Origin of the sequence: Streptomyces sp. NBC_00193, from assembly GCF_026342735.1 — a bacterium.
Classification (GTDB): Bacteria; Actinomycetota; Actinomycetes; order Streptomycetales; family Streptomycetaceae; genus Streptomyces; species Streptomyces stoeckheimensis.
Genome location: NZ_JAPEMM010000001.1, coordinates 987,099 through 1,000,169, shown reverse-complemented (window position 1 = coordinate 1,000,169; position 13,071 = coordinate 987,099). Strand labels below are relative to the sequence as shown.

The 13,071-nt window shown below is 72.6% G+C and carries 11 protein-coding genes; 7 read left to right on the top strand and 4 right to left on the bottom strand.

The annotated features are described in order from the left end of the window. Positions 1 to 566: 566 nt before the first annotated feature. Positions 567 to 1,376, bottom strand: coding sequence for a GNAT family N-acetyltransferase (locus OG898_RS04050; RefSeq protein ID WP_266960069.1), 810 nt, complete (start codon positions 1,374 to 1,376; stop codon positions 567 to 569). A gap of 80 nt (positions 1,377 to 1,456) precedes the next feature. Between OG898_RS04050 and OG898_RS04045 the strand changes: the two genes are divergently transcribed. From OG898_RS04045 to OG898_RS04020, 6 genes are all read left to right on the top strand, one after another. Continuing rightward, on the top strand, positions 1,457 to 1,927 hold the full coding sequence (locus OG898_RS04045) for a signal peptidase I (RefSeq protein WP_266960067.1): 471 nt from the start codon (positions 1,457 to 1,459) through the stop codon (positions 1,925 to 1,927). A gap of 208 nt (positions 1,928 to 2,135) precedes the next feature. Beyond that, entirely contained in the window at positions 2,136 to 4,385 is a 2,250-nt protein-coding gene (locus OG898_RS04040) for an MMPL family transporter (protein WP_250742468.1), read from the top strand. A gap of 39 nt (positions 4,386 to 4,424) precedes the next feature. Next, a complete protein-coding gene (locus OG898_RS04035) occupies positions 4,425 to 4,979 on the top strand; it encodes a GNAT family N-acetyltransferase (protein ID WP_250742467.1) in 555 nt (184 codons plus the stop codon). A 123-nt stretch (positions 4,980 to 5,102) separates the two neighbouring features. Then, complete coding sequence (locus tag OG898_RS04030) at positions 5,103 to 5,690, top strand: hypothetical protein (protein ID WP_266955007.1); 588 nt, start codon at positions 5,103 to 5,105, stop codon at positions 5,688 to 5,690. A 221-nt stretch (positions 5,691 to 5,911) separates the two neighbouring features. Further along, positions 5,912 to 6,079: a hypothetical protein gene (locus OG898_RS04025; RefSeq protein WP_250742465.1), complete on the top strand. Its 168-nt coding sequence runs from the start codon at positions 5,912 to 5,914 to the stop codon at positions 6,077 to 6,079. A gap of 81 nt (positions 6,080 to 6,160) precedes the next feature. Beyond that, positions 6,161 to 9,193 carry a LuxR family transcriptional regulator gene (locus OG898_RS04020; protein WP_250742560.1) on the top strand — a complete coding sequence of 1,011 codons (3,033 nt, stop codon included), beginning with the start codon at positions 6,161 to 6,163 and terminating at the stop codon, positions 9,191 to 9,193. A 32-nt stretch (positions 9,194 to 9,225) separates the two neighbouring features. Here the strand turns inward: OG898_RS04020 and OG898_RS04015 are convergent, their stop codons facing one another. The 3 genes from OG898_RS04015 to OG898_RS04005 form a co-directional block, all read right to left on the bottom strand. Beyond that, a complete protein-coding gene (locus OG898_RS04015; protein ID WP_250742464.1) occupies positions 9,226 to 9,399 on the bottom strand; it encodes a DUF6191 domain-containing protein in 174 nt (57 codons plus the stop codon). A gap of 42 nt (positions 9,400 to 9,441) precedes the next feature. Further along, a complete protein-coding gene (locus OG898_RS04010) occupies positions 9,442 to 10,668 on the bottom strand; it encodes a sorbosone dehydrogenase family protein (RefSeq protein ID WP_266955005.1) in 1,227 nt (408 codons plus the stop codon). Positions 10,669 to 10,877: 209 nt separating this feature from the next. Next, entirely contained in the window at positions 10,878 to 11,879 is a 1,002-nt protein-coding gene (locus OG898_RS04005) for an aldo/keto reductase (protein ID WP_250742462.1), read from the bottom strand. A gap of 100 nt (positions 11,880 to 11,979) precedes the next feature. Here OG898_RS04005 and OG898_RS04000 point away from each other — a divergent pair, with 100 nt between their 5' ends. Continuing rightward, complete coding sequence (locus OG898_RS04000; RefSeq protein ID WP_250742461.1) at positions 11,980 to 12,936, top strand: 2-hydroxyacid dehydrogenase; 957 nt, start codon at positions 11,980 to 11,982, stop codon at positions 12,934 to 12,936. The last annotated feature ends 135 nt before the right edge of the window (positions 12,937 to 13,071 follow it).

Here is a 13,071-nt window from a genome sequence, read left to right as displayed (position 1 = left end):
GGCGCTCCCGCCCTTCTAGATCAGCCACGGCCGGTGGTTAGTCGCTTAGCCGAGTGGGAGTGTGTAGCGATCTGTCGCGCCCACCGGCCCTGAGGGGCTGGTGGGCGTCCTTGCGCTCGGGGTGGCTGTCGACGGTCACGGGAAGGGTGTCCAGACGCCCGGCCCTGGATGCTCCGATCGCCCCGCACGTCCGTACCGGCTGAGGTCACGGTCCTGCCGGGCCCGTGTCCAGATGGCCACCGGCCGGAGGGGGCACGGGCATGCCAAACAGGGCCGCTCCTCCCCTCTCCTCCCCCCGGCCGTTCCCCGGGGGGATCCCGGAAGTCTTGTGGCGTTTCGGTGTGGGCCGGTCGGTCAAGGGTGGCCGAAGGCCATCGCGTAGCGACGCGACCGCAGGGAGCGCCCTTGAGGGACCGGCCCACACCGAAAGGACACTGGACTGCCGGGACGCCCCCCGGTACTCATCGAAGCCAAGGACCAACCCGCAGCACAGGCCACCAACCCCCAGCCCCGACACCCCCCCACCCCCAAGGCACCCCCACCCCCACCCCCACCCCGTAACCGCCCTACCCCTCCCAAACCCAAGGCACCGTCACGCCCAACACGTCGAAGCCCAGCCGTTCCAGGATCGGGCGGCTGTCCTCCGATGCGTCGACCTGGAGGTAGCGGATGCCCCGGTCCGCCGCCACGCGGGCGCGGTGGGCCACCAGGAGGCGGTAGATGCCGTGGCCTCGCCATTCCGGGACCGTGCCGCCGCCCCACAGGCCCGCGAAGGGGCTCCCCGGGCGCATCTCCATCCGGGCCGCGCTCACCGGGGTGTCGCCCGCCATCGCGACGACGGCTTCGATGGTGTCGGGCTCGTCCCTCAGCAGGTTCAGCATCAGGTCCTTGATGCGGGGGCGATCCGTGCCGAAGGCCTGGCGGTGGGCCTCCATCATCAGGTCCACGCCCTCCTCGTCGGTCACCACCCGAAGGGTGATGCCCTCCGGGGGCTCCACCGACAGGGTGGCGAGGTCCGTCACCCGCGCCACCAGGAGCGTTTCCGCGGGCTCCGCCACGAAGCCGGCCGCGCGCAGCCGGTCTCCGAGGTCGGCGGGGCGGTCGTGGCCGTAGAGCTTCCACTCGAACTCCGCCGACGGGACCTCGCCCCGAGCGGCCAGCTCCGTGAAGTAGGCCACCTGCTCCGCGATCACCGCATCCGCGGTGTGCTCGTCGAGGTCCGACCAGAGCACCGTGTTCCCCCCGGATCCGGGCACGATCTGCCGTACGACCGCGCCCGCCCGTTCCACGCGCGCGTCACTGGTGTCGGGCAGGGCCTCCCGTCGCATCACGGTGTCGAACTCGGCGCGTACCTTCAGCAGGTCATTCGGATCCATAGTCATCCGGCCAGCTCACCAGCCGCCGACGGGTCCGACAACTGCATTAACCTCACCCCGTGAGCGACCCCACCCACCCCCTGCACCCCACCCCCACCACCCCCGCCCACCCCTCCGTCTACACCGGCAAGGCCACCCCCGATGCCGCCGTCGACCGGGGCTGGCTGCTGGGGCACTTCAAGGAGCACGGCGATCCCCGCCACAGCGAGGACGTGGAGATCAAGTGGGGCGTGCACCCCAAGGGCGAGGAGCGGGCGAGCTGGGTCCGCGGGGAGTCCCGTACGGCCTTGCAGGTGCTGATCAGCGGCCGGTTCCGGCTGGAGTTCCCCGGACGGAACGTCGTACTGGCCGAACAGGGGGACTACGTCGTCTGGGGACGCGGAGTCGACCACTCCTGGTACGCGGAGGAGGACTCGGTGGTCCTCACCGTGCGGTGGCCCTCGCTGCCGGGCTACCGGGCCGACGAAGAGTCGGACGAAGAGTCGGACCACGAGTCAGACGAAGAGCCCACCGACCCATCCGGCCGGACCTCCGCTCCGAAGCCGGTGTGACCATGGTCCCGCACCTGCCCGCACACCTGTGACGCTGCCCACGAAGGCCGCCAACGATCACGCGACGCTGCGATCGTTGAGGTGTAGACCAACCAGACCCACCACGCGACCAAAATTCCAGACGCCCAGCGTTCAGTTTCAGTGTTCACGCGTTCTTTCCGACGGGCCGTTCCCCGGTAAAGATCCGAACCACCAGGGAGCCCGTCCGTTGTCAGCCCTCGCACGCTGGTGCATGCGGCACCGACTCGTTGCCGTTCTGATCTGGCTCCTCGCCTTCGGCGGGACCGCCGCTGCCGCGGTCGGGGCCGGGGCGGCGTTCTCCAACGACTACGAGGTCCCCGGCACCGAGTCCGCCAAGGCGCACGCGCTGCTGCGGGAGGGCTTCCACGGGCAGGGCGGCGATACCGACACCATCGTGTGGCGGGCTCCGGACGGGCAGAGCGTGCGCACGCCGGCCGTGCAGGAGCGGATGACGCGGGCCCTCGACTCCATAGCCGGGCTGCCCGGTGTCGGATCGGTGGCGGGCCCCTACGGTCCCGGGCCCGAGAGCGGGGCCCGGATCAGCGCCGACGGGCGTACCGCCTACGCGGTGGTCACCTTCGACCGGCAGGCCGACTCGGTGCCGAAGGGCGAGGCGAAGGCCGTCGTCGACGCCGCGCGGAACCCGACGACCCAGGCCGACGGGCTCCAGGTCGAGCTCGGCGGGCGCGCCATAGGCCTCACCGAAGCCCCCTCCGCGCACCTCGCCGAGGTCATCGGCGTGGCCATCGCCGCGGTGGTGCTGTTCCTGGCCTTCGGGTCGCTGGCCGCGAGTCTGCTGCCCATCGCGACCGCCCTGGTCAGCGTGGGCACCGCCTATTTCGGCATCACCCTCCTCGGCCACGCGATGCCGGTCGCCGACTTCGCGCCGATGCTCGGCACCCTCGTGGGCCTCGGGGTGGGCATCGACTACGCGCTGTTCATCGTCACCCGCCACCGCAAGGGCCTCAAACGCGGTCTCCCGGTCGCGGAAGCCGCCGAGAGCGCCGTCGCCACCACCGGCCGGGCCGTGGTCTTCGCCGGGGCCACCGTCTGCATCGCGCTGCTCGGCATGCTGGTGCTCCGGCTCAACTTCCTCAACGGCGTCGCCATCGCCGCCTCCCTCACCGTGGTCCTGACCGTCGCCGCCTCGGTGACCCTGCTCCCCGCGCTCCTCTCGTACATCGGCATGCGCGCACTGTCCCGCCGCGAGCGCCGCAAGCTGGCCGCGGAGGGCCCGCTGCCCGAGGCGGTGACCGGCTTCGCCGCCCGCTGGTCGGGCTTCGTCGAGCGGCACCCGAAGCTGCTCGGCCTGGTCGCCACCGCGGTCATGGTGGTGCTGGCGCTGCCCACGCTCTCCCTCCACCTCGGCACCTCCGACCAGGGCAACAACCCGGCCACGTCCACCACCCGCAAGGCCTACGACCTGCTCGCGGAGGGCTTCGGCCCGGGCATGAACGGCCCGCTGACCGTGGTCGCCCGTCTCGGCGGGGCCGGCGACCGGGTCGCCGTGGACGCGCTGACCGAGTCGATCCGTACGACCAAGGGCGTGGCCGCCGCCGGACCGGCGGTCCTCAACCGCAGCGGCGACACCGCCGTGGTCACGGTCGTACCGGACTCCTCCCCTCAGTCCCGGGCCACGAGCGAGCTGGTCGACAGGCTGCGCGAGGACGTCATCCCGCGCGCCGGCCACGACAGCTCCATGCAGGTCCACGTCGGCGGCGTGACGGCCGGGTACGACGACTTCGCCGAGGTCATCGTCGGCAAACTGCCCCTCTTCGTCGGCGTGGTCATCGCGCTCGGCTGCGTGCTCCTGCTGCTGGCCTTCCGCTCCATAGGCATCCCGGTCAAGGCGGCCGCCATGAACGTCGCCGCCGTCGCCTCCTCCTTCGGAGTCGTCGTCGCGATCTTCCAGTGGGGCTGGGGCAGCGAACCGCTCGGGCTGGGCAGCGCGGGGCCGATCGAGCCCTTCCTCCCCGTGATCATGGTCTCCGTGCTCTTCGGGCTGTCCATGGACTACCAGGTCTTCCTGGTCAGCCGGATGTACGAGGAGTGGCTGGAGACGGGGGACAACAAGCGGGCCGTGCGCGTCGGGCTCGCCGAGACCAGCCGGGTGATCAACTCGGCGGCGGTCATCATGATCTCCGTCTTCCTGGCCTTCGTACTCAGCGGCGACCGGCTCATCGCCATGTTCGGCATCGCGCTCGCCGCGGCCGTCGCCCTCGACGCCTTCGTCCTGCGGACCCTCCTCGTCCCGGCCCTGATGCACCTGCTCGGCGGAGCCAACTGGTGGCTGCCGGCCTGGCTGGACCGCCGGCTCCCGAAGATCAGCATCGAGCCCCCGGAGCGCCGTCCGCATGCGAAACTTCCCCTGCAGCGGCCCGGCGCGGACCCCGTCACGAGCGAGGACGCGCACGAGCCCGCGACCAGCTCCCGGTGATCCGGCCACCCGCCGCCCGATACCCAAGGAAGAACGCGCATGTTCTCGATAGACCTCGCCGACGACGCCCAGCTGTTCCCGCTGGAAGCCCGGCACGCGGAGGAGTTCTTCGCCCACATCGAACGCGGACGCGAGTTCATCGGCCAGTACGTCGGCTTCCCCGACCGGTCCACCGACCTGGAGTCCGCCCGCGCCCTGCTGGCCAAGTACGCCCTCACGGCGGGGGAGGACGGCGCGCGCTTCTTCGGGATCCGGCTCGGCGGCACCCTCGTGGGCGGAGTGCTCTTCCCGGCGTTCGACGCGGCGTCGGGCAACTGTGAGATCGGCTGCTGGCTGGAGCCCGCCGCGGCCGGCCGCGGCCTGGTCACGAAGGCCTGCCGGGTGCTGATCGACTACGCCTTCGGCGAGCGCGGCATGCACCGCGTCGAATGGCACGCCGCCTCCGGCAACAAGAAGAGCCTCGCCGTGGCCGAGCGTCTCGGCATGACCCGCGAAGGCGTCATGCGCCAGAACTACTCGCACCGGGGCGTCCGCCAGGACACCGAGATCTGGGCGATCCTCGCCGACGAGTGGTCCGCGGCCCGCCCCGCGTAACCACCCCCGCGCCCGCCCGCCATCGCCCCGCCCCGAGTCCTCCGGGGGGCCGGGGCGGTGCGCTGCACGCTGCCCGGCCGGATTCTCAGGAACCTCTCAGAAAAGCCGCCTACGGTGCCCCGCATGGACACCACCAAGACCCCCGCCCCGACCGCTCCCGAGGCGGACTCCCCGGCCGACCTGAAGAAGGCCGCCACCGACGAGACCACCGCCCCGGCCGCCGCGGACACCGCCGCCACCGAGGAGGTCCCGGGCGAGGAGCTCGCCACCGACCTCGACGACCTCGACGACCTCGAGGCCGCTGCCGACGAGGAGCAGAGCAGTGGTGTCGCCTCCGGAGCCTCCGCGATCGTCGCCGCCGGTCTCGGCCTGGTCGCCCTCAGCGGCAGCTGGACCTCCCGCGTCATAGGCGAGCGGGAGACCCTCAAGGGCCAGATCAGCTCGGCCACCGCCACCACCACCGAGGACAAGATCGAGGCGCTGTACGGCAACGCCTGGCACATGACCGCCCTGGTCAACGGCGTCCTGTCGACGATCGCGCTGCTCATCGCCGTGTTCGTGCTGGCCCGCCCGGCCTTCGGCGCCCCCGGCCGCACCCTCCCGGCATGGGTCCGCTCCGTGGCCTGGGCCGCCGTCGTCGTCGCCGCCATCGGCGTGCTCGCCTTCGCGTTCATGTACGTCCTCTCCCTCCCGGTGGCCCCCGCCGCCTAGCCCGTCCGCCGCCGCACGGCGGCCCGCCTAGGCCGTTCGCCGGTCCCCGGCGGGCTCGCCTAGGTACTGCCTTAGGCCGCCTCAGGGACCCCGGGTCCCGGCCTAAGGACCCCCGGCCCGTGCAGATGCGGCATGCTCCCGATGTGCCGGTACCCCCTGGGGCGCGAATCTTGGATCACACCGAACGAGGTGTCGGAGAAACGCAAACCAGGGAGCACAAGATGTTCGAGTACGAGATCGCCACCGCCCGCCGCGAAGACCTCATCCGCGAGGCCGACGCCTACCGTCTGGTCCGGGAAGCGAAGAAGGCCAGCCGCCTCTTCTCCCGGAGCCAGGAACCGGAGGGGTCGGTGAGTGGACACCGCGGCCGGTTCACCCGCGCCGCGTAACCCGCGTCGCGAGACCGTGCGAACCGGCACGTGATGAGAAGCGCACCGATATCCAGTGCCGACGAGCAGGGCCTCTGTGCGATGCTCGGCGGCGTGGAGACCAGATCTGTCAGCCCGGTGTTCGTCGGCCGCGCCGACGAACTGGCCGTACTCACCGACGCCCTGACGCGCGCCGCCGGCCAAGAGCCGCAGGCACTGCTCATAGGCGGCGAGGCCGGGGTCGGAAAGACCCGCCTCACCGAGGAGTTCCTCTGCGAGGCCGACCGCCGCGGCGCGGTCGTAGCCGTCGGAGGCTGTGTGGAGATCGGGGCGGAGGGGCTTCCCTTCGCCCCGTTTTCGACTGCCCTGCGCACCTTGCACCGCCTGCTCCCCGACGAACTGGCCGCAGCCGCCGTCGGCCAGGAGGACGAACTCGCCCGCATCCTCCCCGAACTCGGCGAGACCCCCCGCGGCCCCCACGACGAGGAGAGCACCGCCCGGCTCTTCGAACTGACGGCCCGGATGCTGGAACGCCTCGCCGCCGACCGCACCGTCGTCCTCGTCCTGGAAGACCTGCACTGGGCGGACACCTCCACCCGGCACCTGCTCTCCTACCTCTTCCGCGCGCTCGGCAGCGGCCGCCTCGTCGTCGTCGCCACCTACCGCGCCGACGACGTCCACCGCCGCCACCCGCTGCGCCCGCTCCTCGCCGAACTCGACCGGCTGCGCACCGTCCAGCGCATCGAACTGTCCCGCTTCAACCGGGCGGAAGTGCGCCGCCAGCTCGCCGGGATCCTGGCCTCGCAGCCCGACGAGGACTTCGTCGAATCGGTCTTCGACCGCTCCGACGGCAATGCCTTCTTCGTCGAGGAACTCGTCGCCTCCCGCGCCAGCGGCTGTTCCACCGGCCTCACCGAATCCCTGCGCGACCTGCTCCTCGTCCGCGTCGAAGTCCTCCCGGACGCCGCGCAGCGCGTCGTGCGCATCGTCGCCGAGGGTGGTTCCACGGTGGAGTACGCCCTGCTGCGCGCCGTCACCCGGCTCACCGAGGACGAACTGATCGAGGCCCTGCGCTCGGCGGTCGGCGCCAACATCCTCCTGGCCACCTCCGACGGCGACGGCTACCGCTTCCGGCACTCCCTGGTCCGCGAGGCCGTCTCCGACGACCTGCTGCCCGGCGAGCGCGCCCGCGTCAACCGCCGCTACGCCGAGGAACTCGAGCAGGACGACACGCTCATCCGGGCCGAGGAGCGGGTCATCCGCCTCGCCACCTACTGGTACTACGCCAACGACGCGGTCAAGGCCCTGCCCGCCGTGCTCGCGGCCTCGGTGGCCGCCCGGCGCCGGCACGCCTACTCCGAGCAGCTGCGCCTGCTGGAGCGGGCCATGGACCTGTGGGAGGCCGTACCGGAGGACGTACGGTCCGAACTGCGCCCCGCGGACTACACCGAGGTCTACCCGCCCTGCGGCTGCGACCCGGCGACCACCCCGCTGCAACACCTCGACCTGCTGGCCGAAGCCACCGTCGCGGCCCGCTTCGGCGGCGAGCGCGAACGCGCGCTCAAGCTGACCAAGACGGCCCTGCGGCTGCTGGAGGACGGCCACGACCCGCTGCGGGCCGCCTGGTTCTGGACCGAACGCTCCCGGATGATCGCCGGCCTCGCCCGCGGCGACGGCTGGGCGGAGCTCGCCAAGGCACAGGAGCTCGTCCGCGGGCTGCCCCCGTCCCAGGTGCACGCCGACGTCCTGGTCCGGGCCGCGAGCTGGGGCATGCTCCACAAGCCGGGGCCCGACAACCTGGTCGCCGCCGAACGCGCCGTGGAGTACGCGCGGATGGTCGGCGCCGAGGACACCGAACTCAACGCCCGGATCACCGTCGGCAGCCTGCTCGTCGACTCGGGGGAACCCGAGCGCGGCCTCGCCGAGATGTTCGCGGTCAAGGAGCGGGCCGCCGAACTCGGCCTCGGCATGCTGGTGGGACGTGCGCACGTGAACCTCACCTCCCATCTGGAATGCCTGGGCCGGTCCGGCGAAGCCGTGGAACTGGCCGAAGAAGGCGCCGAGCTGGTCAAGAACTCCCATCTGATGGACTCCGAGGCCTACATCCGGGGGAACCTGGCGGAGAGCCTGTACAGCCTCGGCCGGTGGGAGGAGGCCGCGACGCAGGCCCGGCGCACCCTGACCCTCGTCAGCAGCGCCGCCCCGCGCGCCGCGGCCGTCGTACGGCTGGCCTACCTGGCCCTGGCCCGCGGCGAACTCACCGAGGCCGCGGCCCAGCTCACCGCCGCCCGCACCCACTTCGGATCCCACGAAGGCCAGCCCCAGCACCGGATCCCGCTGTTCCGCCTCGCGATCGGGGTGGCCGCGGGGGAGGGCCGGATAGCCGACGTCCGCAGCGAAGTGGCCACGGCCATCGAGCACGGCTTCCCGCTCGGCAACCACCGCTACGCCTGGCCGATGCTGCTCGCCGCCGCCTCGGCCGAAGCCGACGCCCGGGGCCTGCCCGCCGCCGAGGCCGGCCGGGAGGAGGCCCTGACGGCGCTGCGCGACGCCGCCCGGAAGCTGGCCACCCCGGTCCCGGTGTGGACCGCCCACTCCGAGTACCTCAGGGCCGAACTGCTGCGCGCGGAGGCCCGGGACACCGTCGGGGACTGGACGGCCGTGGAAGCGGCCGTACGCCCCCTGGAGCGCCCGTACCTGCTCGCCAGGGCCCAGTACCGGCTCATGGAGGCCCTGCTGGCGGCCGGCGGGGACCGCGAGGCCGCCGCCGGGCTGCTCCACGCGTCCTACGCCACCGCCGAGCAGCTGGGCGCCCGCAGGCTCCGCGAGGACCTGGCCCTGCTCGCGCAGCGCGCCAGGCTCCCGCTCACGCCCGTGGACATCCCCAAGGGCCTGCTCGGGCCCGACATCGACCCGGTCGAGGCGCTGGGCCTGACCAGCCGCGAACGGGACGTGCTGCGCCTGGTCGCGGTGGGGCACACCAACCGCCAGATCGCCGAGGAGCTCTTCATCTCCCCGAAGACGGCCAGCGTGCACGTCTCGAACATCCTGGCGAAGCTGGGGGTCGCGGGCCGCGGCGAGGCCGCCGCGCTGGCCCACCGGCTCCGGCTCTTCGGCCCCGTGGCCCAGGCGTAGGTCTGTGCCTGGGCCTACGCCTGGGCCTGTGCCTACGCCGCCGGGTGCTCCTTGGTACGTATGAGCACCTTGCCGGAGTCCAGGTCTATCGGACCCTTTCCCGGGTCGCCGTCATTCACGTCGATCCGGGAAAGCTCCAGCCGCTTCTTCTCCTCGTCCGTGTGTTTGCGCCCCGGACTGAACAGCTCCTCGATCATGTTGAACACCGCGTCCACCGTGCCTTTCGTTCCCCCGCCGGGGCCCGCCGGTCATTCCACCGTCAGTGTCAGGATCCTGTCGTCGCCGGTTTCCGGCGACCCGCGCCCGTCCGTCTCGCTCGTGACCAGCAGCACCTTGTCCCCACCGAGGGCCACCACGGTGCGCAGCCGGCCGTACTCGCCCGACAGGAACGGCTCGGGCTCCGCCGCCGGGACCGCCCCGGCCAGCGGGATCCGCCAGAGCCGCTGCCCCTTCAGCCCGGCCATCCAGACGGAACCCTGCGCCCAGGCGATCCCGCTCGGCGAGGCCTCGTCCGTCTTCCACACGGCCACCGGATCGCGCATCCCCGGCTTGCCGGCCTTGCCCTCGGCCTCGGGCCAGCCGTAGTTCGCGCCGGGCTCGATCAGATTCAGCTCGTCCCAGGTGTTCTGGCCGAACTCGGCCGCCCACAGCCGTTTGTCCTTGTCCCAGGCGAGACCCTGCACATTGCGGTGCCCGTACGAGTAGACGACCGAGTCGGCCTCCGGATTGCCGTGCACCGGATCGCCGTCCGGGGTCATCCGCAGGATCTTCCCGCCCAGCGAGGTCTTGTCCTGGGCCAGCCCGGTCTGCCCGGTCTCGCCCGTCCCGGCGTAGAGCATCTTGTCCGGGCCGAAGGCGATCCGCCCGCCGTTGTGGATGAGCCCCTTGGGGATGCCCCTGAACACCGTGTCGGGCGCGCCCAGTTGATCGCCCGCCGGTCTCTTCTCGTCATAGCGCAGCCGGGCGATGCGGTTGTCGGACTCGGTGGTGAAGTAGGCGTACACCATGCGGTCCGAGGCGAAGGAAGGGGACAGGGCCAGGCCCAGCAGCCCGCCCTCGCCGCCCGGGGCCACCCCGGGCACCTTGCCGACCGGGGTCACCGCCCCCGTGCCCACGTCGACCCGGCTGATCGTGCCCTTGTCCCGCGAGGCGACCAGCAGGTTCCCGTCGGGCAGCGGAGCCACGCCCCACGGGGACTCCAGGCCCTGGGCGGCCACGCCGGTCACCGTCACCCGGCCCTTGGCGGGCGGGGCGGAGGCCGCCGCCGAGGCGGAGGCAGAGGCGGAGGGTGCGCCCGAGGCGCCCGGCGGCGAGGAGCCTGCCGCCGTGCCCGGTGGCGCATCGCTCGGCCGGGCTCCGGTGCCCGCCGGCGGCGAGCACCCCGCCGCCAGCAGCGCCCCGCATCCGGCCAGGGCGAATGCCGCCAGCACCCCACGGGCCCGGGCGCGCGGGCCGCCGTGGGAACGCACCGGCACCCCCGCCCGGCTCCGCACCCGGTCCTGGTCGGGTCCCTGGGCCTGCCCCGGCCCCTGCACCGGCTCTAGCCCCTGCCCCGGCGCCTGTCCCCGGTCGTGTCCGTATCGCATTGCCGTACTCCCCTCCGGTCCTCCGATCGTGCCCTCACACGACCCAACAGCGCAGACCATGCCCCAAGTTCCGCCACTCGTACACTCGATCGAGTGGTTCAGGCGCCCATCGGCACCGGCAGCTCCGACAGCTCCACCAGGTCCTCGGCGGTCAGCCGCACCTCCGCGGCCCGCGCGTTCTCCGCCGCCCGGTGCGCCTGCCCGGTTCCCGGCACCGGAACCACCTGCGGACCCTGCGCCAGCACCCACGCCAGCGCCACCTGCGCCGCCGTGACCTCCGCCCCGTGCCGCCGGGCGACCCGGCGCAGCCCCGCCACGAGCACCTGGTTCGCCGCCATCGCGTACGCCGTGAACCGCGGATGCCTGGCCCGTACGTCCTCGGGCTCGAACCCCTCGCCCGGGACCAGGGTCCCGGTCAGGAACCCGCTCCCCAGCGGCATCGCCGCCAGGAACCCCACCCCCCGCGCCGCGCACCACGGCAGCAGCCGCCACGCCGCCTGCGGCGACCACACCGACAGCTCCGCCTGCACCGCGCTCACCGGGAACACCTGCTGTGCCCGCTCCAGGTGCCGCACGGTCGCCTCGTAGGCCCGGTCCCCGCGCGGCCCCGCACCCGGCCCGGCGCCCGCCCCCAGCGCGCAGAAGCCCAGCGCCCGCACCTTCCCCGCGCCCACCAGCTCCGCCATCGCGCCCCAGGACTCCTCGACCGGCACGTCCGGGTCCACCCGGTGCAGCTGGTAGAGGTCTATGACGTCGGTGCGCAGCCGCCGCAGCGAGGCGTCGCAGGCCCGCCGCAGGTACCCCGGGCGCCCGTCGGCCACCACGTGCACCCCGTCGGCCCGCAGTCCCGCCTTCGCGGACACGAAGGCGTCGGAGCGGCGCTCGCGCAGCACCCGGCCGAGCAGCAGCTCGTTGGTGTAGGGGCCGTACAGATCGGCGGTGTCGAGCAGGTTCGCCCCCAGGTCGAGGGCCGTGTGCAGGGTGTCCAGCGAGTCCTCGCGCCGCCTGCGCGAAGGCGCGTACGCCCCGCTCATCGGCATGCAGCCGAGGCCGATGGCACCCACCGTCAGCGCCCCCGCCCCGATCGACCTGCGCTCCACCCGGTGTCCCCCCTGGTCCTCCCCAGGCCTCGGTGGGCCTCCCGTTTCCGGCACACAAACTAACGGCTCGATCCGGATCCCCTGGCATAGCCTCCTGATCATGACTGCAGAGATGTCCGAGACCCTCGACGTATGGCTCCCGTTCCCCGCCGAGGAGATCGAGGGGCTGCCCGATTCCTTTCGCTACCGCCACTGGGACGGTGAGGAGGCCTTCCCCGCCGATCCGGCGGCCTGCGTCTTCTACGTCACCCCGTACATGAAGTCCCCGGCCGTCACCCTGCGCCCGCTGCCGGAGATGCCCCGCCTGCGGGTCGTCCAGACCCTGACCGCCGGGGTCGACCACGTCCTGGGCGGCCTCGGCGACCTGGCCCCCGGCGTCCGGCTGTGCAACGCGAAGGGGGTCCACGACGCGAGCACCGCCGAGCTCGCCCTCACCCTGGTCCTGGCCTCCCTGCGCGGGATCCCCGGCATGGTGCGCGGCCAGGACCGGGAGGAGTGGCGCTTCGGGTTCTACGAGGCCCTCGCGGACAAGTCCGTACTGATCATCGGCTACGGAGCGGTCGGCGCGGCCATCGAGGACCGGCTCGCGCCCTTCGAGTGCGAGCGGATCGTCCGGGTCGCACGGACGGCGCGCACCACGGCGCGCGGGCCGGTGCACGCCCTGGCCGACCTGCCCCAACTCCTGCCCGCGGCCGACGTGGTGATCCTTTCCACACCGCTCACCGAGGAGACGAGGGGGCTCGCCGGCGCCGCGTTCCTCGGCCGCATGAAGGACGGCGCGCTGCTCGTGAACGTGGCCCGCGGACCCGTCGTCGACACCAAGTCCCTTCTGGTGGAGGTGGAGTCGGGCCGGCTGCGCGCCGCGCTGGACGTCACCGATCCGGAACCGCTGCCTTCAGGCCATCCGCTCTGGCATGCTCCGGGTGTCCTGATCACGCCCCATGTGGGCGGCAGCAGCTCCGCGTTCGAGCCGCGGGCCAAGCGTCTGGTGGCCCGTCAGCTCCGCCGGTTCGCCGCCGGAGAGCCCGTGGAGAACACGGTGTTGATCACGGAATGACGCGCGGCGCGCACGCTCCGCGTTCGTCCGGATGCGCTCGGTGGGCACAACTCCCCTGTTGGTGACGGAGCGTAGAGAAACTATGTCCCTGAGTGACGAAAGTGGTGTATCGTCCGGAACAAGGGGCTGCGCCAC